This window comes from Bacillus sp. WMMC1349, from assembly GCF_013155385.1.
Taxonomy (GTDB): domain Bacteria; phylum Bacillota; class Bacilli; order Bacillales; family Bacillaceae; genus Bacillus.
The window spans coordinates 2754404-2779028 of the sequence record NZ_JABJUQ010000007.1; the positions used below are offsets into that span (position 1 = coordinate 2754404).

Genomic DNA, 24625 nt, shown 5'->3' on the forward strand with positions numbered 1-24625 from the left:
AAATAAGCCGGCTTTTTCAGCCGGCTTTCCATATCATCACTTTGCCAATTCATACATTGCTTGAGCATACAATGATACTGAACGCAAAAGATCATCAATTTCCATATATTCATCTTTTTGGTGAGCCACATCAGGACGACCAGGGAACAGTGGTCCAAAGGCAACGCCTGCTTTTAATGATCGAGCATATGTCGCTCCGCCGATGGAAATTAAGTCTGCTTTTTCACCGGTTTGCTCATGATATACTTTCTGGAGCGTTTTAATCAGCTGATGATCTTTAGATACATAATGAGGGTGGCTGTCTTGAAAACTGCTAAGCTCCATTCCTGTTAGTCCTTGCAGTGAGTCTTGAATCGGACCGCTCTTCTTTGTGACCGGATAGCGGATATTAATCCCGATCTCGCCACCTTGTTCAGCCTGATAATTCATACGACCAACATTCAAGGTTAGTTCTCCGCTCATTTCATCATCACAGGCAATTCCGATTTTTCTGCCTCGGGTATCATCGTAAAAAGCTTCATACACTGTTTTCACAAAATGATGACCTGCTGTATCAAGTGTTTGAGTATGTAAAAATGCAGCCAAAATAAGTCCTGCATTAACACCGTTATTTGGCTCCATAGCGTGAGCAGATTTTCCGAACACTTTTACGATCACAGTATTGTCTTTTTTCGTCATCTGTCCTTCTCCATGTTTTTCCTTGACAAATGTGGCAAAAGCCTGTTTAAAGTCATCTGTAACCGTTCCCGAAAGTGTAGCCTCAGCCTCATCTGGAACCATGTTCAGGCGCTTACCAGCTTGAAATTCTTCCAAAACAAGATTGGCTTTTTTTTCATGTGGGGGACATTTAATTTGTAAAGTTGCATCAATCAGGCCTTTTTCTGCGTAAATAATCGGAAAATCAGCATCTGGAGCAAAACCAGCCGAAGGCATCTCTTCATGTTGAAAATAATGTTCGACACAGCGCCAATCACTTTCTTCATCAGTTCCAATGATCAATCTAATTCGTTTTGACAAAGGCAGGTTCAGTTCTTTTAAAATGTTAAGCGCATGAAATGCTGCCATTGTTGGTCCTTTATCATCAAGGGCACCTCTGGCATAAATGCGTCCATCCCTGATTTCTGCAGCAAACGGAGCGCTTGTCCACCCATCTCCAGGTGGAACGACATCAATATGACAGAGGACACCAATCAGTTCTTCTCCTTTTCCCCATTCAATATGTCCTGCATACCCATCGAGATTTTTCACACTAAACCCGTGAACTGCTCCCTTGTCCAAAAGAGTTGTCAAACATTTGTTAATCCCTTCTCCAAAAGGCTTACCAGGTCCTGCAGTTTCTTCATCAAGAACACTGTTCATTTTTAAAAAGTCTTGAATATCGCGAATAATTTCAGCTTTCCTATTCAATACCTCATTTTCCCAATTCATTTTTTCACCCTTCCTTTCATGTAAAAAGCAAAAAAACACTTGCAAAATCCAATTATAACGAATATTATAGATCTTGTTTTGATATAACGTTCGATATTGGAGGAAATAATGTTTAATATAAAAGAAAACCAAACCACAGTTAAAAAAGAAATTTTAGCGGGTATCACAACCTTCTTTACAATGGTTTATATCGTTGTTGTGAATCCTAGCATTCTATCTGGGACTGGTATACCTTTTGATCAAGTATTCACCGCAACGATTATTGCCGCTGTCGTAGGTACGCTTTGGATGGCGCTGTCAGCCAATTTTCCGATTGCAATTGCACCAGGGATGGGACTTAATGCATATTTTGCCGTTTCTGTTGTTGGCGCTTCACATGGTGAAATTACGTACCACACAGCATTTAGTGCTGTATTTACAGCAGGTATTCTCTTTATTATCTTATCGTTAACACCTCTAAGAAAACAACTGATCGAATCAATTCCTGCTAATTTAAAACATGGGATCACAGCCGGAATTGGATTGTTTATTGCATTTGTTGGTTTGAAAGGGGCGGGCATCATCACAGCAAATAAAGCCAATTTAATTGGTCTTGGTGATCTCCATTCACCTGCAGTCATTTTAACATTGGTCGGTCTAGCTTTTTCCGTCGTTCTGATGGTGATGAATGTCAATGGTGCTCTTTTTTATGGAATGATCTTGACTGGGCTGATTGCCTTTTTCACTGGTCAACTTCACTTTGACCAAGGAATTCTCTCAATGCCTCATTTACCTGAAAAACTCATTGTCACAAATCCTTTTGCTGCTTTTGGCGATGTGATTCATTATGGGCTTTACTCAGTTGTTTTTTCATTCTTACTCGTTACGATCTTTGATACAACAGGAACAATGATCGGAGTTGCTGAACAAGCAGGACTGATGAAAAACAATAAGCTCCCAAATGCAAAAAAAGCCCTACTGGCTGACTCTACAGCAACGACAATCGGTGCTATGTTCGGGACAAGTCCGACAACTGCCTATATCGAGTCATCAGCAGGGGTTGCTGCGGGCGGAAGAACGGGACTGACTTCATTAACAGTAGCAGTTCTCTTTGGAGCCGCATTATTTTTCAGCCCGCTTGTCAGCGCTGTTTCTGGAATTGCTGCCATTACTTCACCTGCTTTAATTATTGTAGGCAGCATGATGATCGGTGCTGTTACAAATATCCGTTGGAAAGAGCTTGATGAAGCATTCCCAGCCTTTCTTGTCATCCTGACAATGCCACTCACATCCAGCATTGCTACAGGTATTTCACTAGGCTTTATTTCATATCCTTTAGTAAAAGTGGCAAAAGGCAAATGGCGTGAGATTCATCCGCTTATTCTTGTGTTTGCCGTCCTATTTTTCATTCACCTGTTCTTTTTGGAAGGTCATTAAATCACAAAACTCTAAGTGAACAATCCATTGTTTCATGAAAAAAAGGTGTTTGCCTACTATTTGTAGTGCATCACCTTTTTTAAATATCGATATCTTATTGAAGGTGGTCCTGAAAGTAGTGTGAATTGCTCGCTTTCCGCAGGAGTCTCACCATTCCCCTGATTTATGTTGAAAAAGGCAACTCCATTTTGCGGATATTTTCACCGAAAGTCTGATTTATTTTATGGTAAAAATGCCCCATCCCTTGAAAGGTTGTCAGCCAAATTTATACTGTAAGTATCGATCATTTCTCGTTTAGGTCGTTAAAAATAAAAAATGCACCTTGCACTTAGCTAGATGCACCATTGTTGTCTTCATCTTCAGGCTTTTTCGTCATTTCAATTTTCACTTTACTAATTTTTCGTTCGTCAACTTCTTCTACTCTAAATACTGCGCCTCCATATTCAATTACCGGATTCTCGCCTTTCAATGGTATTCTGCCAAGCTGTCCAATCAAAAAACCACTGAGCGTATCATATTCCTCGTATGGAAATTTGAAATTGACTTGTTCGCGAAGATCTCTTAGATTGACAATACCATTCACAATATAAGTGCTTGGATCAATTTTTTCGATTTCCTTATCTTCCTCATCATGTTCGTCAAAAATGTTACCTACAATTTCTTCAAGTAAATCCTCGATGGTTACAATACCAGCGGTTCCGCCATACTCGTCAATTGCGATAGCAATATGAACCTTGTACTTTTGCAATTCTTTAAATAATAAATCAATTTTTTTAGAAGTCGGAACAAAATAAGGTGTACGTGAAATTTTGCTTACCTCTAATTCTGATTCCCCACCATGTTCAATGAAGTCTAATAAGTCTTTAACGTGAAGAATTCCCACAATGTTATCAATATTTCCTTCAAATACGGGAATCCTCGTATATTTTTCAATGTTGATTAGTTTTATGACTTCATTTAAAGGCATATCGAGAGAAACACCCACAACATGGCTTCGGTGGGTCATGATATCGCTAACTGTTTTGTTGTCAAATTCAAAAATGTTGTTTATCATCAACCGTTCAGTTTCTTGAATCGTTCCGTTCTCATTACCTACATCCACCATCATTCTGATTTCTTCTTCAGTTACTTCCTCTTTATTATCGTTTGGATCAACTCCTGCAAGCCGAACAAGAGAATTCGTAGAAACTGTTAAAAGTTTTACGAAAGGAAAAGAAATCTTCGACAATAGCGTTAACGGCATAATTGTAAACATTGCAATTGGTTCAGCTTTTTGCAATGCAAGTCGTTTTGGGACAAGCTCACCTAATACAAGAGTAAAATAAGACAACAGAAGCGTTATAAGGATAACGGAAATAAGTTCTAACGTTTCAATCCGTAATGGGACATTAGCGGATTGTAATAAATTTGCCATCCTGCCTGCAAAACTTTCTGCTGCAAACGCACTTGCCAAAAATCCAGCCAAGGTAATTCCAATTTGAATTGTAGCTAGGAAACGACTCGGTTCACTCAGAAGATTTTGCAATAATTTTGCCTTTTTATGTCCTTCTTCAGCCATCGCCTTCATTTTATTATCATTCAATGAAATAAGTGCGATTTCTGAAGCAGCAAAAAAGGCGTTAAGTACAATGAGTACTAGTAAAATCATGATTTCAGTTAGCAATTGTTTCATCTCCCACCAAAATAAATTCATCAATCAGCTCGTGAATCTTTACTATTTTTAGTCGTTCTTAACGATGAAAGTAAACATTTTTTATGTTGCAACCTCAAATATTCCTTAACTCGCCACCAATTAGCTTGTGCAAAAATGGAGCAAATTATATTGTAATCATTTAGACATGAACGATGGCTGGACCCGTAGGTACAAGCAATTAGTGTGGGATCAGCAGAGGGTCAAACAGCTTATTGTTCCACCTATTCATACATCAACAAGCTAAAAGTAAGATGAAGAGAGAGTGCAGAATTGTAAAATCATGAAGGATGATCTAGTTAAAGGAAAAAGAGGATTCTTGTGAAGGGGCAATTATGATTGTCTCACAAAAATGAAAAGGCCTCAGCCCGATCACATACAGACTAAAGCCGTATAAAAAATTTTGATACCTTCCAATGATCTATTTAGGAAGACCTCTTTCAAAAAAGTGAAACACCGCCAAATGTACTAATAATTGAAACAAGACAGCACCAGGTTAAACCTGGATAATATATCCAATTTATACAATTGCGCCTAGCTTCATAAAATGCTTCACTATCATGATCAGCACCTAATAAATAAGAATGTTCCATCACCTTATCAAACTGGATTGATATTAGATGATGATAAACATAAGCAAAAAGTAATATAGCCATTAGTTTCATCCAGATCGGTCCTAAGATGATAAGCGCGGTAAAGCCGCCGATTATTCGAAAAAGCTGTCCTTTATAATCATCATGTCGAAGAAACACTTTGAAAAACACTTCTCGATATCCATTTTTAATCGTTCGTATCTTAAAGAGTTTTTGTGATTTTGAAAAAAATAATCTCGGCTTTTTTGATCTTGCTTTTTTATCTATCTTCGGAACAGTTCCATTTTGGTCTAACGATAAAAAAAGGTTAACAAATCTAAGTTTATGATCTATCTCTTTTTCAACCTCTTGATAAAATACAAATAAGTGTGAGAGTGAATCAATACAGATTTTCACCGCTGTTGTAGCAAGCACCAATCCAACAATCAGGATGAAATAAACAGAAGTTGATAACACGACTGCACAGCCTCCAAGAAAAACAGCTAAAACCTGTTCAATAAGGGCTTTTTTTGTATTTCTCACTAAACACTTTCGCTTTACAGCGATAATAAACAAATTAACACTAAAATAGAAAAAGAAAATCGTCATACAATCAAACAAGTTAAAAGGAAACAGCTTGACTAATATAGGTGTAAATAGTGCAAACAATATCAGCCATTTGCATATCTGAATCAATAAACAATAGATCGCTCCACACCTTTTCATCTCAACAATGAGTGTCTTTTTTTGTAAAAGATAAAGCTGATCTGCTTCCATGAGAAGCGTCCTGATAGATCCAAACAGCGTGAAAATAGAAGGCATTAATAAAATAAGCTTGCTAAACCAAACACCAGTCGATAAGACAGAACCATTCAGCAAGCTGATATACTGGTATCCTCCGATTGCAATCACAGGTAAAATGAGATATAAAGCAATCGTCCAATCAATAACCAAACCTAATACCCGAAGCTGATATCGGCAGTCAGCCTTCAGCCTGGTTAAAAACAATCTCCTCCCATTCATAGAGATCTACCCTTTATAGCAAAATAAAAACAATCGAGCAACGAACCTTGTGAAATACCGGTTTTCTCACGGAGTTCTCCAAGTGTGCCTTCCATAAGTAAACAGCCATTTGAAAGAAGTAAAAAGCGATCACAGATTTTTTCTGCAGTGTCAAGCACATGTGTACAGAGCAAAATCCCCTTCCCTCTCCTTTGCTCTTCTTTCAGCATGTCCAAAAACAAGCGATTTGCGATTGGATCAAGTCCAATAAATGGCTCATCAATAATATACATATCAGGTTTCATTAAAAAGGCATGAATTAACATCAGTTTTTGCTGCATTCCCTTTGAAAAGGTTCCAGGATATTCGTGAATCACCTGTTCGAGTGAAAATTGTTCGATGAGCTGATTTGCTCTACTATAAAAAGCAGACTCCTCTTCTTGTAAAAATGTCCCTAAAGCTATGATGTGCTCCCATAGTGTCAATTCGTCGTAAAAACTCGGTTGTTCCGGTATATATGCATATTTTGATGTTCCATTCCAGTAAATATTTCCTTTTACATGTTTTGTTAAACCGAGAATCGTCTTAATTGTCGTGCTTTTTCCAGCTCCATTTGGACCGATTAATCCGACTAATTCACCTTCCCCAACAGAAAATTGAATATTTTCAATTGTTGGTTGTTCTTCATCATAACCTGCCTTTTCAATATGTACACAAAGTTTCATCAAATATCACCCCAGTTATGATGTACGTATTTATGCGAAAGAAGTTCGGTCTCATTCGTCAGCTTTTTTTGATTTTCATTATTTCATACATTTGGTTACGTCTTTTTTCTGGATATTTATCTAGTAGATCGTGTATAATATTTATTGATCGTTTTATAGAAATACTTGTTTGTCGTCCATGCTGTATTTTGAAGTCGTAAGTAAGTTGTGGTAGTCAAGTCCATTCGATCATATGATAGGGAGTGGTTGTTTGAAACCTTCAACAAACCGTATGCTTACCAGAATCAAATCAGTTTACATGTTCATTCAAGAAAAGGGACTCGTTACAACCCAAGAACTGGTTGATGAATTTGGCATTACACCAAGAACCATCCAGCGTGATCTGAATGTGTTAGCTTACAATGATTTAGTTCACAGCCCTTGCAGAGGCAAATGGGAAACTACAAGAAAGAAAGTAAAGATCTCTTCATAAAAATATTCAGAAAAATAGAACATTAATTGAACATATGCTATTAAGAACTTCGAAAACTGACTTTCACAAACGATTCTGTCTTTCAGACACTCATCCCTCTGAGTGTCTTTTATTTTTAGTTCTGATGTGATGATAATACATATCGATCTTAGCAAGTTGTCAAGTCCTGAACGGTATGATATCACACTTGCGGATGAAGATTTTCATTCTTCAGAATTTCTTCAAAATGATTAAACTTCAGATTTTTCATAACATACACGAATGCATAATAAATAAAAAGTCCCCTAGAAGTGAAAGCCAATACTCATGAAGCGATTGAACGATCTACTTAAAGAGGACTAAATCACTAATTAGCCTTTCTCTTGAAAAAGCGATTTAACCGCTGACCAAATATTTTCCCTAACAATTTCAAACGATAGGCGAGATATAGGTAAACACTACCGCCGATCACAGATGTCACCAATATGATGATAGCTGAACGAAGGCGTCCTCCCTCATATGAAATAAAGAAACTAAGAAGCCATTGAACACTCAAGACGACGGCACCCATGATGAAAGTCAGGATGACCATTAACAAAAACCTTTTAAATAGCATTCGATAAGAATATCCCGCGTGTCGCTTGATCATAATGAATCCATATAATAAAGACACTGAATAGCCGATAGCAGTCGCCAGAATTGAGCCGCTTCCCTGAAATAGCTTGATCAGGGGAATATTTAAAGAAAGTTTGAGGATGATCCCCAGCATCAAACTGACAACTGCAAACTTCTGCTTATTAATGCCCTGCAAGATCGCCGCATTCACTGTAAAAAGAGAAAATAACAGCGCGACCGGCGCATACCAGAATAAAATATCTTCTCCCAATTGTGGATGCAGACTCTCTGATCCATAGAAGAATGTGTATGCCGGACCTGAAAGAAACGACATTCCGAAAGAAGCTGGGAGGACAATAAAGAGAATGATCAGCATCGCTTGGTCAATCTGTCTCTTTAAACCATCAAAATTTTTACTCGTGAAATTTTCGGTAATCGCCGGAATCAAAGTTAACCCGAAAGCTGTCGCAAGAGATACCGGAATCATGACAAGCTTTGGTACGTAAAGTGTGACAATCGCCAATAAATCTTGGCTAATATCTCGATAACCTGCTCCAATCATGGCTTTATTAAATGTGTTTGTATCAATGTACTGATAGAGCGGAATGGCTAGTCCAACGAACACATAAGGTGCAGCATAGCTAAACAGTTCTTTAAACATTTCCTTATATGTAATATTTGCCGATGGAACTAGGTTAGGCTGCATCGAAAGTAATTGATCTTTTCTTTTTTGCCAATAGAAATAAAGGATAAACAAACCGGCAAAAGCGCCGATTAAAGCAGCGAAAGTTGCATAACCGATCGCTATAACAAGACCACCGTTAAAAACTTTGAGGGTTAAATATGTCGCAGTTAGGAGAAAGATAATTCTCGCAATCTGTTCAATAACTTGTGAAACAGCTGTCGGCTCCATCATTTGATGGCCTTGAAAAAACCCTCTCACTAGACTTAAAATCGGTACAACCAATAAAGCAAGACTAACCATGCGAATGACATAGACAACATGCTCGATTGTCACCCCATTGTTTTCTGTTGCACCGAGTGCCGCTTCCGCAAAGAACGGTGCAGACATATAAAGAAGTGAAAAAGCAATAATTCCTGTGACAAGCATGACTGACATTCCCGCACGCAGCATCTTTCTTGTCGTTTCATAATCCCCTATCGAATTATATTTTGAAACAAACTTTGACACGGCTGCTGGAAAGCCCATCGTTGCAATGCTTAAAAAAATTGTATATTGGTTATAACCGTACTGGAACAGGGCACCGCCTGTCGCACCAACCATAGCTCCGAATGGAATTAAGTAAATCATTCCGAGGACCCTTGAAATGTAGGTACCAAGCGTTAATATAAATGTGCCTCTTAACAGTTTGCTTGACATGTTCCTAATCACCATTTTTCTTCTGTAGATTCAACTTTTCTATTTTAACATACAGATGTCTTACCTAGGTAATAATAACATGGCTAAATTTTAACAGAATTTTCTTCAGAAGGTGTCATTCTTTCGTTATAATATAAAAATAAACATAGAATTTAGTTGCCTGTCTTTTTTTGCAGGCCTGAAACTCAGGAAAGTTGAGGATATATATGAAACATTATGATGTAATCGTCATCGGCGGAGGTCCAGCTGGTCTTATGGCTGCGATTGCAGCCGGTGAACGCAAAGCAAGCGTTTTGCTCATTGACAAAGGAAACAAACTCGGACGCAAACTTGCGATCTCAGGTGGCGGACGCTGCAATGTCACCAATCGGCTTCCGATTGATGAACTGGTTCGCCATATCCCTGGGAATGGCCGATTTTTATATAGCGCATTTTCTGAATTTAATAATGAAGACATTATTACATTTTTTGAACGTCTCGGTGTCAAACTTAAAGAAGAAGACCATGGAAGGATGTTTCCTGTTTCAGATAAAGCCCAAAATGTAGTAGATGCACTGTTGAAACGTCTTGAACAGCTGGATGTGGAAATTCGCACAAATGAAAAGGTGAAATCCGTTTTATATGACGAAGATCAGGTGTGCGGTATTGTGACAAACAATGAGGAAAAGCTCCATACTCACGCTGTTGTGGTGGCGGTTGGCGGAAAAAGTGTACCACACACCGGATCAACGGGGGATGGTTATCAATGGGCAGAGGAAGCTGGACATAGGATTACAGAACTCTTTCCAACAGAGGTTCCTATTACATCAGATGAACCTTTTATTAAACAAAAAACACTGCAAGGTCTATCTTTAAGAGATGTCGCCTTAAGTGTGTTAAATAAAAAAGGCAAACCGATCATCACACATCAGATGGACATGATTTTTACGCATTTTGGCTTATCAGGTCCTGCTGTATTACGATGCAGTCAATTTGTCGTAAAAGAATTAAAAAAACAAGACAAAGTAAAGCTAAAGCTTGATTTATTTCCTAACATGAATCATGAACAACTTTTCCAACAGATGCAAAAACAAATGAAAGATGCTCCGAAAAAATCCCTGAAAAATGTGCTTAAATCTTGGATGCAGGAAAGATATTTATTGTTTCTTTTCGAACGAAACCAAATCGATCCTTCGGAAACGTATTCCACTCTTTCAAAAGAACGATTCCGCTCGTTCGTTAATGACTGTAAAGAATTGACCATTAGTGTAAATGGCACGCTTTCACTTGAAAAGGCATTTATAACAGGCGGGGGTGTGTCGGTTAAAGAAATCGATCCGAAAAAAATGGCATCGAAAAAGAAACAAGGACTTTATTTTTGCGGAGAAATTCTTGATATTCACGGATATACAGGTGGGTACAATATCACATCTGCTCTTGTCACCGGACGTCTTGCCGGCTTAAATGCGGGAGAATTTTCACTTTTAGAAAGAAATAAAGAAATTCTTTAGAATGAGTGAGTGAATGTGGTGCAGAAGGGAAACCCTTTCAGCGGGCCTTTTAGGCCGAAGCCGGTAACAGAGGCTTTCAGTCGCAGAGCAAGGAGCTGTCTAAAAAGTCCTTTTTCAACATAAATCAAGGGGAATTGCGAGACTCCTGCGGAAACAGCGAACCAGGCGAGACCCAAGAGGAGCAAGGAACGAGCTCCGAGGAGGCTCGCGGATCGCCCGCAGAAAGCGAGCAAATTCCCCAATTTTTATTCATCCACACGTCTTTCAGGAAAGACGATCATCGGATAACTCAAATAACATTTTATTTACAAAAATATAAATAAAATGGTAATAATAGAGTGTGATAAAAATGTATGGGAGTGATATTGCTTGAGAAAACGATTTCCTTGTATTGCGATTTTACTAGTCTTTGTTTTAGGGATGTTGACTGTAGCCCCCTCTGAATCATCAGCGATTTCTAAAAATATGAATACCACACCAAAGTTATTTCTGGAAGATTATCTTGATGCTGTTAAACATCAAGATCTTGAGAAAATGATGAACAATATTGTCGATGAAAGACATTTAACAGTTGACGACTATTTGGAGATCATGAGTCATGACAAACTAAATAGCTATGAGGTTGTCAAGGCAAAAAAAGTAGATGAAGAGCACCATTATTTCGTTGTAAGAGGATCTTATGACAGTGGATTAGTTTGCGAAACTCCTGTCGAAGTGAAGAAATTAAATGCTGAATGGAAAGTAGTAGTCAACTCCAATACTTTAACAAGTGATGATAACAAGATCATCAAACAAGGAAATGATCAATATGTCAACAAGCACAAGCCAAATGTGAGCAAAGCTCTAAACCGGAAAAAAATGAAGCCTGCTGATGTGATCACATGGTGGAATTATTCGCGTAAATTTGGTGGAATTACTTTTTATTCTGATTCAACATTTAGTGTTCCACATCAAAAATATTTAATTTTAGCTATCGATCGTCAAGGGGCTACTGGTATTGCAAAAAGTATTGGTATCACTTACGCTGTCGTGCAAAAAGGTTTTTTTGGAGATAAGGTTTGGGGCAAAAAATATGTACGCGGCAGTATTGTCACGGGCAAAAGATTTAGAATAAATGGAAAGAGTAAAACATTTAAAGGGGCTCATTTGAGATTCACTCCAAACTTAAAAGGGGGGATATATCACACTATTGGTGCAGTAGATTGGTAGGTTAATCCGAAAAGAGCACAATTAAATGTGAAAAGGGCATCCAAAAGTCAAAAAACGACTTATTGGACAGCCCTGTCGTTTCAGATCAAGTTTATGTTCTGTACAAAATCAGTGCCGAAAAACAATAAAGCTGTTCACCTTGAGGGTCGCATGCGGCGGATACATCATATTTTATCTCAACCAGTTGGTCTTCAGACAGCTTTTTTAAAAATTCGTTTATCTCATGCTGTAAATCTTTTTCATGTTCTTCATCAAATACGGCAACTTTCAGCATACGCTCTCTCCTTTCTATATAAAAGGTATGCCAAGACCGTCAACATTATGATTTTATGCCATATTTGATGTTTCTTGTATAGGAACTTTGTTCTTATTTTGTTTTAGGCTTTGTATCACCGCTCCATTCAAGCATACCACCGATCATATTTACAACATCAAATCCTTTGTCTTGTAAATAAATACAAACATTTTCACTGCGTCTTCCGGAGCGGCAGACAAAAATATAGGACTGATCCTTTTGAAAAAGGTCGAGTTTTTCTGGAATATCTCCCATTTTGATATGGATCGCTTCCGGTATCATCCCTTCCACAACTTCTTCATCTTCTCTAACATCGATAATGTTCAGCGTTTCTCCTTTTGAAAGCTGTTCTTTCAATTGATCAGGTGTCATTTCTTTTACAGTCATGTTTCCATCTCCCATGCAATAGTTTAGTGAAGCTCATACTTGAAGCCAAAAATGAGTTACAACGACTAGGATAATTAAATAAACAACATACATACAGAAAAAAGAGACGAAATATAGAAAACTGGAATAAACGATATACCTATCTTTTCATTTGATTTTCCTTCAAGTTCTTCTTCAATATGTTCAAGTAGCTGATCTATTTCTTGAAGCTGTCTAAAAAGTCCTTTTTCAACATAAATCAGGGGGAATTGCGAGACTCCTGCGGAAGCAGCGAGCTAGGCGAGACCCCACAGGAGCAAGGAACGAGCTCCGAGGAGGCTCGCGGATCGCCCGCGGAAAGCGAGCAAATTCCCCATTTTTTATTCATCCACACGACTTTCCAGGACAGCCCCAAATCCCCCTAATGATATAAAGGATAGATCACATATTGCGGCGACACTACGCTAAAACATAAGCTTAATAAAAAGCAACTCACATATCAGCGTTTATTTAAAAAGGCGTCCTATCGTCAAAAAACCGACGATTGGACAGCCCTATTCTGTTAATTCGCGACAATATTCACCAGTTTACCTGGAACAGCAATCACTTTTCTGATTGTCTTTCCTTCCAATTGTTCTTTGACTTTATCATTGTTTTTCGCCAGTTCTTCAAGCTGTTCTTTACTTGAATCTGCCGGCACATTTAATTTCGCTTTCACTTTACCGTTTAATTGAACGACAATTTCAATTTCATCATCAACAAGTTTTTCTTCATCATAGACAGGCCATGCTTCATATGTGATCGTGTCCTCATGCCCGAGACGGTTCCACAGCTCTTCAGCTAAATGAGGGGCAATAGGAGAGAGCAATTTTACAAAGCCTTCCATGTATTCTTTTGGAAGTTCCGCAGCTTTATAAGCTTCATTAATAAACACCATCAGTTGGGAAATCGCTGTATTAAACCGCAAGCCTTCGAAATCATCTGTCACTTTCATGACTGTTTCATGGTAAACACGTTCAAGTGTTTTTCCTGCTCCTTTTACCATCTTCGCGTTTAATTGATCATTGTCATCAATAAACAAGCGCCAGACACGATCAAGGAAGCGGCGGGCTCCATCAAGTCCTGTCGTTGACCAGGCAATTGATGCATCAAGCGGTCCCATGAACATTTCATAAAGACGAAGTGTATCTGCTCCATGTGTTTCAACGATTTCATCTGGATTGACGACATTGCCTTTGGATTTACTCATTTTTTCATTGTTTTCCCCAAGAATCATACCTTGGTTAAAAAGCTGTTGAAACGGTTCTTTTGTTGGCACAACACCGATATCATACAGGAATTTATGCCAGAAGCGCGCATATAATAAATGAAGAACGGCATGTTCAGCACCACCGATATACATATCAACAGGAAGCCATTCCTTTAATTTTTCAGGTGATGCTAGCTCTTGCTGATTGTTCGGATCGATATAACGCAAGAAGTACCAGCAGCTACCAGCCCACTGTGGCATTGTGTTTGTTTCCCGGCGACCTTTTTTGCCTGTGTTAGGGTCTGTCACTTCCACCCATTCTTTTATATTGGCAAGTGGAGACTCTCCGGTACCGCTTGGTTTAATTTCAGTCGTTTTTGGCAGAACGAGTGGCAACTCTTGCTCAGGAACTGCAGTTGATGTACCGTCTTCCCAATGAATGATCGGAATTGGCTCACCCCAATAACGTTGACGACTGAAGAGCCAATCGCGAAGGCGATACGTTACTTTTTTCTCACCTTTTCCGTTCTCATCAAGCCACTGACACATTTTCTCAATCGCAGATGCTTGCTGAAGTCCATTTAAAAAATCGGAATGGATATGCTCGCCATCTCCTGTATACGCTTCTTTTTCAACATCTCCGCCTTTAACGACTTCTTGAATCGGCAAATTGAACGTTGTTGCAAATTCATAATCGCGTTCATCATGGGCTGGAACTGCCATCACCGCTCCAGTTCCATATGAAGCTAAAACATAATCGGCAATCCAAACCGGAATTTTTTCTTCAGTTACCGGATGGATCGCATAAGCTCCTGTGAATACACCTGTTTTTGTTTTCGCAAGATCCGTTCGTTCCAGATCACTTTTTGACTGAACCTCAGCAATATATGCATTGACTGCCTCTTTTTGTTCAACCGTCGTTATTTTTTGAACCAAATCATGTTCAGGGGCAAGAACAGTGTATGTTGCACCAAACAACGTATCAGGTCGTGTCGTAAAAACTGTAAATATTTCATCTTGACCATCAATTTTAAAGTGAACATGTGCACCTTCTGAACGCCCGATCCAATTTCGCTGCATTTCTTTAATACTTTCAGGCCAATCAAGTTCTTCAAGATCTTCGAGAAGCCGATCAGCATACACAGTAATTTTCAACATCCACTGTTTCATCGGACGTCTTTCTACAGGATGGCCACCACGTTCACTTTTTCCATCGATAACTTCTTCATTTGCAAGAACTGTACCAAGTGCAGGACACCAGTTCACAGGTACTTCATCCACATATGCAAGCCCTTTTTCATAAAGCTTTAAGAAAATCCACTGTGTCCATTTATAATAATCAGGATCTGTTGTATTTACTTCTCTGTCCCAGTCATATGAGAAACCGAGCGCTCTAATCTGGCGGCGGAAATTATCGATATTCTGTTTCGTAAACACAGCAGGATCATTCCCCGTATCAAGCGCGTATTGTTCAGCTGGAAGACCGAATGCATCCCAACCCATCGGGTGTAAAACATCATATCCTTGCATCCGTCTCATCCGTGAAAGGATGTCCGTCGCTGTATAGCCTTCAGGATGACCGACATGCAGACCTGCTCCTGATGGATATGGAAACATGTCTAATGCATAAAACTTCGGTTTAGATGGATCTTCAAGCACTGCAAATGTTTTGTGATTTAGCCAATAGTCTTGCCACTTTTTTTCAATTTTTTGATGATCAAAGCTCAATTGTAAAAACCTCCTTTAAAATGCGTACGGCTTTTTGTGTTCAAGTTTTGACAAGACTGGCACCTCTGTATTCAGATTATTCTAAAAACAAAAAAATTCTCTCATCCCTGGAAAGGGACGAGAGAATTTTTTCCCGCGGTACCACCCTTGTTAGTGTGTCATTTACACACTCACTTGATATCATTAACGCAGATATGCGGCAGTGGCTCTTCACCGCTGCAACTCAGAGGCGAGTTCAGAAGCTCATTTGATTGACTTTCACCAGCCGTCAACTCTCTTTGACAAAATAGGCTTCTTACTACTCCTCTTCACTGTTCTTGCCGTAACTGTAATCTTATTTGTATTTTATAGAATTCTGTTCATAAGTGCAAGCAGGTTTGTATACAATGGGAATATGCTGAATAAGGGTAAGTGTGAGAGGATCTTAGTCGTGTGGAGAATCATTTTGCCGTCCGGAGTTCTGTCCATTTCCCTGCTGTTCCCTGACAAAATCAAAGCTTCTTAAAACAGCTTCACCGCCATAGCCAGCAATGATGGATAAAATCACAAGCTGAATTCCGGAGTCAGGTTCTGCAGATAATACGAGTAAAATTGAAGCTACCATACCGACAAGAATATCTTCAAAAAACCCCAAGTAAATAAATCGTTTCGTTGTTCTCGGTTTCTCGAGGCGGCCTCTTTTTTTAATATGCCCGAGAACCCCCATAATTCCTCCAATCAAACAAGCAACCAAAACTTGATGCAGCATCTTCATCACCTTCCTAAAGCCCTTAGATTAGTCAAGCGACTTCAGGCCATCGAGCAGCCCCCCTAGAACCCTTTGCGATGATATTCGATACTACCTAACCAACAGAAAATGTGTTCTGTCTTTGATGAAAAAAAAGCTTGTTTCTTCCATTATATGAAAACAATTGGATATTAATCTTGATGCATTCGATTCATTTTCACATGATGACAATTACCTATTTTTTCAATATCAAGTCCTGATGAACAGACGTTTCCTTTTCTCTTCGATCATATAAAAACACTGTTCCAATACTGAACACCAATAAAACAAGAAGTACCGCCAGTAACATCTGCATACCATAGATATCAACAAGAATTCCGCCCAAAAGCGGCCCGACCATTCTGCCACCGGTTGCCATACTATTGACAAATCCTTGATAAAATCCTTCTTTTCCCTGGGGAGAAAGCTGATTTGCAATTGTTGGAACAGCAGGCCAAACAAGCATTTCACCAATTGTTAATATGATCATAGCCGCAAGAAATGCCGTAAAGTCCTCGGCTACAAACAAAATTCCGTATGCAAGCATAAAAATAACAAAGCCTAATAACATCTGTTTTTTCAACGACTTAGCAAACCGCTTCACAAACATGCCGATGAATGGCTGCCCTAGTACGATGAGTGCACCATTTACAGTCCATAACAAACTGTACTGCTTAAGGGGCATGCCCAATTCCTGTGTATGTGAGGCAATTGTTGAAGACCATTGTGAATAAGCAACCCAAGCCAGCAAGTACCCTGTACAGATAAAAACGAGCGCCGTAAATCGCGACTTTCCATTGATTGAATCGGCATGATCTAAAACAGATGACTGAACAGCTTGATCAGATTGAATCTTCTTAAATCCCAAACATGCAATCATAAAAAAACAGCGTAGAGCATTGCATTCGCAAAGAAAACAAAAGTGAAGGAAAAAGATGCCACAAATCCCCCAAGTGCCGAACCAACAGCAACTCCGGCATTTTGCGCGACATACACAGCATTAAATGCTTTTCTTCCACCCTCTGGCCATGCTGAGCCAGCCATCGCATAACATGCCGGAAAAACAACACCAGAACCAAAACCAGCAATTGTTAATAATACAATATATGCGAACCAATCATGAAAAAACACAAGACCTGAAAGGCTTGAAAACGTAATGATAATCCCAAGAATAATCGATTTAAAGCCCCCGATTTTATCAAACAAAAAACCGCCGCACAAATTTCCAATCACATTTGCTCCTGAATTCAGCATCAAGACAAACCCGGCAGCAGTCAATGACTTACCTAAATGCTGATGAATATAAATGGTGTTTAGCGGCCATAAAAAAGAGGCCCCCGTGACGTTAATAAACATACCGATGACCAAAAGCCATAATGTACGTGGCATTGTGTTACCTTCTTTCTAAATAGAACTTCTTTTAAATTCTATTCGCTTCGGCCGCTTTTTTCAACAAACAAGTTTTTGATTTTGGGTATAAAAAAATCCCTTTTCTAAAGGGGAAAAGCCGGACTTACCGGCTTTAAAAATCTACAACTCTTTTCTTAATGCCGTCAATACATTTGTTTTTGTCGCCTTAACAGCCGGGTTTAAACCAGAAAGAATGGCCACTCCTGCACTGATCGCTGTTGCAATTAGCACCAGGCTGAGCGGAATATATGAGAAAGTAATATGAAACTCCTCGCCTCCCCCATGGGAAACAGATGAGAAAATAACGGGTAGAAACGCGTTCATTAAAAAGCTGACAACATATGAAATCATAATTCCGAACACAGACCCGATGACACCGATATATGCACTTTCCAACAAAAACATTTTGCGAATAATGTTCGGACTGGCACCAATCGCTTTCATAATTCCGATCTCCTGTGTTCTTTCTGTGACAGCCATTGTCATCGTATTAAAGATACCGATCGCAGAGATCAATACCGCTATCACGCCAACAAAAATCAGACCAATTTTAAATGCGGTAAAAAACATATTGATACTCTCAAGCCTTTTCGTAATGGAATCAACATAGAAACCCTTATCTTCTAAAGCATTTGTAATTTCACCAACATGTTCAGCACTGTCAGCATATACAAACATTTTATTTACAATCTGGGATTTTTCCGGTTTTAAATAGTCAATAGCATTTTTATTTAAATAAACTATGGTATCCGTTTTCCAAGCATATGAAGACTGTTTTTTCACCCCGACAACCTTAAATTGATGTTTCTTTTTCTTAGTGTTTTTCTCTCCTATTTTCGTAACTGTTATCTCAATTGTTTTCCCTAAGATATCCCCTTGATATCCTGCTGGGTTTTTCACACTTTTTTCTTTTCTACGTTTCTGTTTTTTATATTTCTCTGTTTCGTTTTTCGTCCAAAGTAGTTTACCGAAATCATAGCCGACTACAATTTCATTGGGTGATTTCGCCATTCGGCCTCGGTCTAGTTTAAAGTTCGTTTTTTGTTCAGCAGCCATGTCTGTGAACGTGAGATAGTTGATTTTAGTATTGGTTCGACCAGCAAATGTAGCCTCGATCTGCTCCATTAAGTCTACCTCATCAATAATAGCTGCCACATGTTCACGATTCTCAAACTCTTGCAAATCTTTTTTTTGAACTGGTTTACCAACCTTTCCTTCTTTGCCGGCTACTTTGATTTCTGTCACGATCTGCTTTTTCATGATTTGTTCAGTCATCGATTTTTGCAGTCCAAATCCCACAGAAGCAAGTACAATTAAAAACGAACAGGCAACTGTTGTCGCAAGAATGGTCATAAACACCCGCAGGCGGTTTTTCTTCATATTTCTTCTAATTAATGTAAGTTGATCTTTAAACTTCAACAATAACGTCCCCTTTTCGGATAGTTGAATTTCCTGCTGGGAATCATAATTCCTAGTTTTAAAAACCGGCATGATGCCGGTTTTTAATCTATAATTCTCTTCTTAGGGCTGTTAGTACGTTCGTTTTCGTTGCTTTAACTGCTGGATTCAAGCCTGAAAGTATCGCAACACCCGCACTAATTGCGGTCGCTATCAGGACAAGACTAAGCGGAATGTGTGAGAAAGTGATATTAAACACCTCGCCGTTTCCTCCCTCAGAAACCGATGATAAAATAACGGGTACAAGCTTATTTACCAAAAAGCTGACACCATATGAAATGATAATTCCAAAAACAGACCCGATGACACCAATATAGGTACTTTCCAGTAAAAACATTTTGCGAATGATATTCGGACTGGCACCGATTGCTTTCATGATACCAATTTCCTGTGTTCTTTCTGTGACTGCCATTGTCATCGTATTAAAGATTCCAATCGCAGAAATCAACACCGCTATCACCCCGACAAAAATCAGACCGATTTTAAAAGCGGTGAAAAACATATTGATACCCTCGAGCTTTTTGGTGATCGAATCAACATGGAAGCCTTTATCTTCTAAGGCATCTGTGATATCACCGACATGATCAGCGCTATCAGCATAAACCACTAATTTTTTGTCTGCAATACTGCTATCTTTAGCTGGCTTTAAAAAACCAAGAATATCTTTTTCCATTTCATCGCTAACAAAAACGTTGGAGTCAGTTGCCCACTCATATGAAGGTTTTTTCGCCACACCGACAACTTTTAGGTCATATGTTTTGAGTTTATCTTTTTGTCCTTTTTTTTCTGCTGTTTTTGTGACCGTTAATTCAATTGTCTTCCCAAGCACGTTGCCTTGATACCCTTTAGGTTCTTTAATTTTCTCTCCATTTGTTTCATCTGTACTCATTATTTTTTCAAAATTTTTAGCTTCTTGTTTCGTCCAAAGCTGTTTTCCAAAATGATAGCCGACAACAATTTCATTTGGGGATTTCGCAACTCTACCTCGGTCTAGTTCTAAGTTGGCTTTTTGTTCTCCAGCCATATCGGTAATCGTTAATTTTAATTGATCATTAGTCCGATTTCCGTACTTTGCTTTCATTGGTCCTGGTGGATACAGTTCTGTACGCTCAAAAATAGCTGTAACATGTTCATGGTTTTCAAACTCTTTTAAGTCTTTCTTTTGAACTTGCTGTTTTCCTTCTTTTCCAAAGACCTGAATTTCTGTGACAATCTGCTGTTTCATGAGTTCCTCAGTTAGCGATTTTTGTAGTCCAAACCCGACAGACGCAAGCACAATTAAAAACGCACAGGCAACAGTTGTCGCAAGGATGGTCATAAACACCCGCAGACGGTTTTTTTTCATATTTCTACGAATAAATTTAAGTTGATCTTTAAACTTCAAGGGTTTCATCCCCTTTCTTCAGGACGCCATCGGCTAAATGAAATTTCTTACTGGCGATTGATGCTACCTCATCATCATGAGTGATAATAATAAAAGTAATTCCTCTTTCTCTGTTCAGCTGCTTTATAAACTGAAGGATTTCCTGTTCTGTTTCAGAGTCCAAACTTCCCGTCGGCTCATCTGCTAAAATAATCGACGGGTTTAAAATAAGTGCCCGTGCGATACTGACGCGTTGCTGCTGTCCACCGGAAAGCTCGTTCGGATAATGGTCAGCATGATGTTCAAGACCGACCCGTTGTAACATTTCATTGACCTTTTGTTTTCTTTCTGCTGGACGAATGCCTTTTAAGGTAAGCGGTAGTTCAATATTTTCAAACGTTGTTAAGCTTGGGATGAGTTGAAAGCTTTGAAAGATAAAGCCGAAATTTTCAAGCCGGAACATTGCCCATTCTTTCTCACTGAATGCTGTCACATCAGTTCCATCGATTACAATCCTTCCTTTTGTCGGAGCTATATAGCCAGATATTAAGTTTAATAGTGTTGATTTACCTGAACCGCTTCGCCCAACAACACAGGCGATCTCACCTTTTTCGACAGTCAGTGAAACATCTTTTAAGACTTTAATTTCATTTTCTCGTCCTTTTTTTCCAATTGTGAAAGAATGATGGATATGCTGAATATGAATCATAATTTCTCTCCTTTATCAATACTTTGTTTTTTTATAAATTAAAAAGTAGCTAACCAAAAAACCAACAACTGCACCTATGATCATTCCAACTCCATATCCGATAAGAGAATCATCGGCATCATAACCCATATATCCAAATCCAAGAATCCCAAAAATAATCACCAAAATTTGAACTGGACGGTCAAGCTGTTTCCATAAGAAAAAGCTTCCTGTTCGTTCGCTAGGATGTTTGATAAAACAACAGTAACCGATTAGATAAAACAAAATGCTCATAGTAGCTGGGATTAACAGGATATACATTGACTCACTAAGCCAAGCACCTGCATTTATATAAATGATCGGAATGCAAAACTGCAACAATGTGTTATCTATTAAAGAGAGGTGATGCCAAAAACTATCCCTCTCAAAGAGAATTCTTAAATTTAAAAAAGGTAGAACAATCAATAAAAAAGGCATAATTGTGACACTAAACGCTGTTAACAACTGGGCAAAAATATGGCCTGTCATGGCTCCTGCAGCCATGACTAAAGCATAAGCCATAAAGCTAACCACCAGAGAACCAATCATATAATGCTGAAAAAAAAGCACACTTTCAGGTTTGAGAATGATGAGCAATACCTCTGATAGCAAATAGCTCAGCAACTGGGAGGTTATTAGCACCATTCCACCTAGCAAAAATTTTGTATTAAATACTTGACTTCTTGTATAGGGGAGACTTAACGTAAAATCCAGCCAGCCTCTGCTTCGCTCCACTCCTAACTGAAAGATCGCCAATATAATAGCGATCCCGATTCGCCAGGTGGATAAAATTGAGCCTGTTGGTGTGTAATCAATCACAAAACGAGCTCTATCAGAGAAGTTATGAAGTATATTTTGATAGTCATTATATTGATCTATAATCGAAGCAGGAGTGATGAGAAACAGTACACAAAAAATCGTCATGAATAGAGATTGATGGTGTTTCCACTCTTTATAAAGTAATCCGCGGTCTATCATCTGTGTTTCCCTCCAAACTTTACGATGAATACCTCCCTTTTGTCAGAGAAAGTGATCAATACTTTATTTTTTTATAAATTGAAAAGTAACTAATCAAAAAACCAACGACTGCACCTATGATCATTCCGACTACATATCCGGTAAGAGAATCGCCGGATTCATAACCGAAGGACCCAAAACCAAGAATCCCAAAAATGATGACCGCAATTTGAACAGGACGATCGAGTTGTTTGAATAAGAAAAAACTTCCGTTACGTTCATTTTGATGTTTCAGAAAACTAAAGTAACCAAACAAATAAAACAAAATACTCAGAACAGCTGGGATTAACAAAATAAATGGTGATTCAGACACCCAATGCCCTTCTATATAAACGATTGGAATGAGATACTTTAATGAACTATCAAATATAGGAAATGATTGTTCAAAAGCAGGCCTTTCCATCCAAACTGACAGATTTAATACAGGTAGACCAATAATTAAAAACGGCATGATTGCAACACTAAACGCAGTTAATAACTGAGCAATGATATGACCTGTCATGGCTCCTGCAGCCATGACTAAAGCATAAGCCATAAAACTAATCACCATTGAGCCAATCATATAATGATGGAAAAAAAGCACACTTTCAGGTTTAAGAATCACGATCAATAACTCTGATAACAAATACCCAAGTAGCTGAGATACAATTAACACGATGACACCTAGTAAAAATTTTGTATTAAATACTTGGCTTCTTGAATAGGGCAAGCTTAAAGTAAAGTCGAGCAAGCCTTTGCTTCGCTCCACTCCTATCTGAACCACAGTTAATAGAATGCATAGCCCTATTTGCCAAGTTATTGCATATTGAGACGGGGCATAATCAATAATAAAACGTCCCTCATGAGGGTAGTGATTCAAGTCATTTAAGTAGACTCGGTAATCATTTAAAATTGAAAAAGGATGAATGAATAACAAAAAACAAAAAATGATCAGATACAAAATTTGATGCTGTTTCCATTCCTTATAAAGTAATCCCCGGTCTACCATCTGCGTTTTCCTCCAAACTTTGCAATGAATACCTCCTCAAGACTGACAGGGAGTTCATTCCACACTTTCGGAGACAAACTTTTAAGAAATTGTTTTCTGACTTCATCTTCTTTCGGAAGAAGTACTGTATAAAACACCCCTGTTTGATCTAAAACAGGAATTTCTTTTTCCCTGATTTTTAAGTTGATATCTTCCTCAAAAGCCATTTGAATTTTAATAAATTCACTTTTTAGTTCATCAAGGTCCATGACATTTGACAATGTATTGTCTTCAAGAAACCCGATTCTGTTACACATTCTCTCAATATCTTCGAGTCTGTGGGACGTAATTAGGATTGTGGTACGGTTTTCAGCCACTTCATCAACCATCAATTGAAGAACATCATGCCTTGTGACCGCATCAATTCCATCTGTCGGTTCGTCAAGCAAAATGACGGCTGGTCTAATAGCGAAAGCAAGAATGATGGAAAATTGTTTTTTTAATCCTGTTGATAGTTCACGATATTTTTTTGTTTCAGGTATTCCGTATCTATTCATCAATTCATTGGCATAAGTGACATCAAAGTCCGGATAAATGTTGCGAAGCAAGGAAACGAGCTGTTTGTAATGGTATTTGTCAAAATAAGGATTTTGAACAGGCATATACACGATATTGCGTTTCACTAGCGGATGATCCTTAACTTTGACACCATCAAATAAAATCTCTCCGAAATCAGGAAGCAAAATTTGCTGGATAAGGCGCAAAAGTGTTGTTTTCCCTGAACCGTTTCGCCCAAGCAAGCCGAAAATTTCTCCTTCTTCAAGCTTTAAACAGATATTTTTCAGTACCTCTTGTCCATTAATCGTTTTTGAAACATGCTGTAATTCGATCATATATGTTCGCCCCCCTTTACTTCTTTGCTGATTTCCGTTATCCACTCTTGTAGTTTTTTTATGTCAATTCCTGCATAGTGCGCATCGATGATCAATTGTTTTAGTTGCTCTTTAATCATCGTGATCTTCCCTTCATCAAGCGTAATTTTTGCATTTTCTGAAATATATGTGCCTCTTCCCCGCAAAGTTTCAATAATTCCTTCGCGTTCAAGTTCTTTATAGGCTTTACTAACTGTATTTGGATTTGCAATTATAACCGTTGCAAGCTCTCTAACAGAAGGAAGCTTATCTCCGGGTTTCATTATCCCTTTTAAACAAAGCTCTTTCATTTGCTGAATGATCTGTTCATAGATCGGAGTAGAGCTTCTTGGATCAATTTGAATCATCTATCTCCCTTCTTTCTTACC

20 protein-coding genes, 1 pseudogene and 1 other annotated feature are annotated in these 24625 nt (G+C 38.5%); of the genes and pseudogenes, 4 read left to right on the forward strand and 17 right to left on the reverse strand.

Annotated elements, in window-relative coordinates:
• Window positions 1-36: 36 nt before the first annotated feature.
• Complete coding sequence (gene pepV, locus HOO54_RS16455; RefSeq protein WP_172297144.1) at window positions 37-1428, reverse strand: dipeptidase PepV; 1392 nt, start codon at window positions 1426-1428, stop codon at window positions 37-39.
• A gap of 108 nt (window positions 1429-1536) precedes the next feature.
• On the opposite strand from pepV, the gene HOO54_RS16460 reads away from it, so the two are divergent.
• Window positions 1537-2844 (forward strand): NCS2 family permease, encoded by a 1308-nt coding sequence (locus tag HOO54_RS16460; RefSeq protein WP_172297146.1) that lies wholly within the window; start codon window positions 1537-1539, stop codon window positions 2842-2844.
• A gap of 328 nt (window positions 2845-3172) precedes the next feature.
• Here HOO54_RS16460 and HOO54_RS16465 read toward each other — a convergent pair whose 3' ends face one another.
• From HOO54_RS16465 to HOO54_RS16475, 3 genes are all read right to left on the reverse strand, one after another.
• Window positions 3173-4507, reverse strand: coding sequence for a hemolysin family protein (locus HOO54_RS16465; RefSeq protein WP_172297148.1), 1335 nt, complete (start codon window positions 4505-4507; stop codon window positions 3173-3175).
• 467 nt (window positions 4508-4974) lie between these two features.
• Window positions 4975-6114, reverse strand: coding sequence for an ABC transporter permease (locus HOO54_RS16470; RefSeq protein WP_172297150.1), 1140 nt, complete (start codon window positions 6112-6114; stop codon window positions 4975-4977).
• A gap of 11 nt (window positions 6115-6125) precedes the next feature.
• Window positions 6126-6833, reverse strand: a complete 708-nt coding sequence (locus HOO54_RS16475; RefSeq protein WP_172297152.1) for an ABC transporter ATP-binding protein — start codon at window positions 6831-6833, stop codon at window positions 6126-6128.
• 250 nt (window positions 6834-7083) lie between these two features.
• Here HOO54_RS16475 and HOO54_RS16480 point away from each other — a divergent pair, with 250 nt between their 5' ends.
• On the forward strand, window positions 7084-7305 hold the full coding sequence (locus HOO54_RS16480) for a DeoR family transcriptional regulator (protein ID WP_172297154.1): 222 nt from the start codon (window positions 7084-7086) through the stop codon (window positions 7303-7305).
• A 346-nt stretch (window positions 7306-7651) separates the two neighbouring features.
• On the opposite strand, the gene HOO54_RS16485 is transcribed toward HOO54_RS16480, so the two are convergent.
• The gene (locus HOO54_RS16485) at window positions 7652-9280 is read right to left on the reverse strand and encodes a putative polysaccharide biosynthesis protein (RefSeq protein WP_172297156.1); all 1629 of its coding nucleotides are present in this window, start codon (window positions 9278-9280) and stop codon (window positions 7652-7654) included.
• Window positions 9281-9486: 206 nt separating this feature from the next.
• On the opposite strand from HOO54_RS16485, the gene HOO54_RS16490 reads away from it, so the two are divergent.
• Together HOO54_RS16490 and HOO54_RS16495 are read left to right on the forward strand one after the other, a co-directional pair.
• On the forward strand, window positions 9487-10770 hold the full coding sequence (locus HOO54_RS16490) for a BaiN/RdsA family NAD(P)/FAD-dependent oxidoreductase (protein WP_172297158.1): 1284 nt from the start codon (window positions 9487-9489) through the stop codon (window positions 10768-10770).
• Window positions 10771-11139: 369 nt separating this feature from the next.
• On the forward strand, window positions 11140-11979 hold the full coding sequence (locus HOO54_RS16495) for a hypothetical protein (protein WP_172297160.1): 840 nt from the start codon (window positions 11140-11142) through the stop codon (window positions 11977-11979).
• A 91-nt stretch (window positions 11980-12070) separates the two neighbouring features.
• Here the strand turns inward: HOO54_RS16495 and HOO54_RS16500 are convergent, their stop codons facing one another.
• The 12 genes and pseudogenes from HOO54_RS16500 to HOO54_RS16555 all read right to left on the reverse strand — a co-directional run bounded on the left by HOO54_RS16500 (window position 12071) and on the right by HOO54_RS16555 (window position 24604).
• Window positions 12071-12253, reverse strand: a complete 183-nt coding sequence (locus tag HOO54_RS16500) for a sporulation protein Cse60 (protein ID WP_172297162.1) — start codon at window positions 12251-12253, stop codon at window positions 12071-12073.
• 93 nt (window positions 12254-12346) lie between these two features.
• Window positions 12347-12661, reverse strand: a complete 315-nt coding sequence (locus HOO54_RS16505; RefSeq protein ID WP_172297164.1) for a rhodanese-like domain-containing protein — start codon at window positions 12659-12661, stop codon at window positions 12347-12349.
• Window positions 12662-13202: 541 nt separating this feature from the next.
• Window positions 13203-15617 (reverse strand): leucine--tRNA ligase, encoded by a 2415-nt coding sequence (leuS, locus tag HOO54_RS16510; RefSeq protein WP_172297166.1) that lies wholly within the window; start codon window positions 15615-15617, stop codon window positions 13203-13205.
• A 110-nt stretch (window positions 15618-15727) separates the two neighbouring features.
• Window positions 15728-15938: a binding site (T-box leader), on the reverse strand.
• A gap of 103 nt (window positions 15939-16041) precedes the next feature.
• Entirely contained in the window at window positions 16042-16371 is a 330-nt protein-coding gene (locus tag HOO54_RS16515; protein ID WP_172297168.1) for a DUF4257 domain-containing protein, read from the reverse strand.
• A 208-nt stretch (window positions 16372-16579) separates the two neighbouring features.
• Window positions 16580-17772: pseudogene (locus tag HOO54_RS16520) on the reverse strand (MDR family MFS transporter).
• Between the two features lie 141 nt (window positions 17773-17913).
• Window positions 17914-19212 carry an ABC transporter permease gene (locus tag HOO54_RS16525; RefSeq protein ID WP_172297170.1) on the reverse strand — a complete coding sequence of 433 codons (1299 nt, stop codon included), beginning with the start codon at window positions 19210-19212 and terminating at the stop codon, window positions 17914-17916.
• A gap of 88 nt (window positions 19213-19300) precedes the next feature.
• Complete coding sequence (locus HOO54_RS16530) at window positions 19301-20635, reverse strand: ABC transporter permease (protein WP_172297172.1); 1335 nt, start codon at window positions 20633-20635, stop codon at window positions 19301-19303.
• The gene (locus tag HOO54_RS16535) at window positions 20625-21323 is read right to left on the reverse strand and encodes an ABC transporter ATP-binding protein (protein ID WP_172297174.1); all 699 of its coding nucleotides are present in this window, start codon (window positions 21321-21323) and stop codon (window positions 20625-20627) included. The genes HOO54_RS16530 and HOO54_RS16535 overlap by 11 nt, the downstream gene beginning before the upstream one ends.
• Before the next feature lie 15 nt (window positions 21324-21338).
• Complete coding sequence (locus HOO54_RS16540) at window positions 21339-22319, reverse strand: ABC transporter permease subunit (protein ID WP_172297176.1); 981 nt, start codon at window positions 22317-22319, stop codon at window positions 21339-21341.
• Between the two features lie 55 nt (window positions 22320-22374).
• The gene (locus HOO54_RS16545) at window positions 22375-23346 is read right to left on the reverse strand and encodes an ABC transporter permease subunit (RefSeq protein WP_172297179.1); all 972 of its coding nucleotides are present in this window, start codon (window positions 23344-23346) and stop codon (window positions 22375-22377) included.
• Window positions 23340-24218, reverse strand: a complete 879-nt coding sequence (locus tag HOO54_RS16550) for an ATP-binding cassette domain-containing protein (protein ID WP_172297181.1) — start codon at window positions 24216-24218, stop codon at window positions 23340-23342. The genes HOO54_RS16545 and HOO54_RS16550 overlap by 7 nt, the downstream gene beginning before the upstream one ends.
• On the reverse strand, window positions 24215-24604 hold the full coding sequence (locus HOO54_RS16555; RefSeq protein ID WP_172297184.1) for a GntR family transcriptional regulator: 390 nt from the start codon (window positions 24602-24604) through the stop codon (window positions 24215-24217). The genes HOO54_RS16550 and HOO54_RS16555 overlap by 4 nt, the downstream gene beginning before the upstream one ends.
• Window positions 24605-24625: the final 21 nt, after the last annotated feature.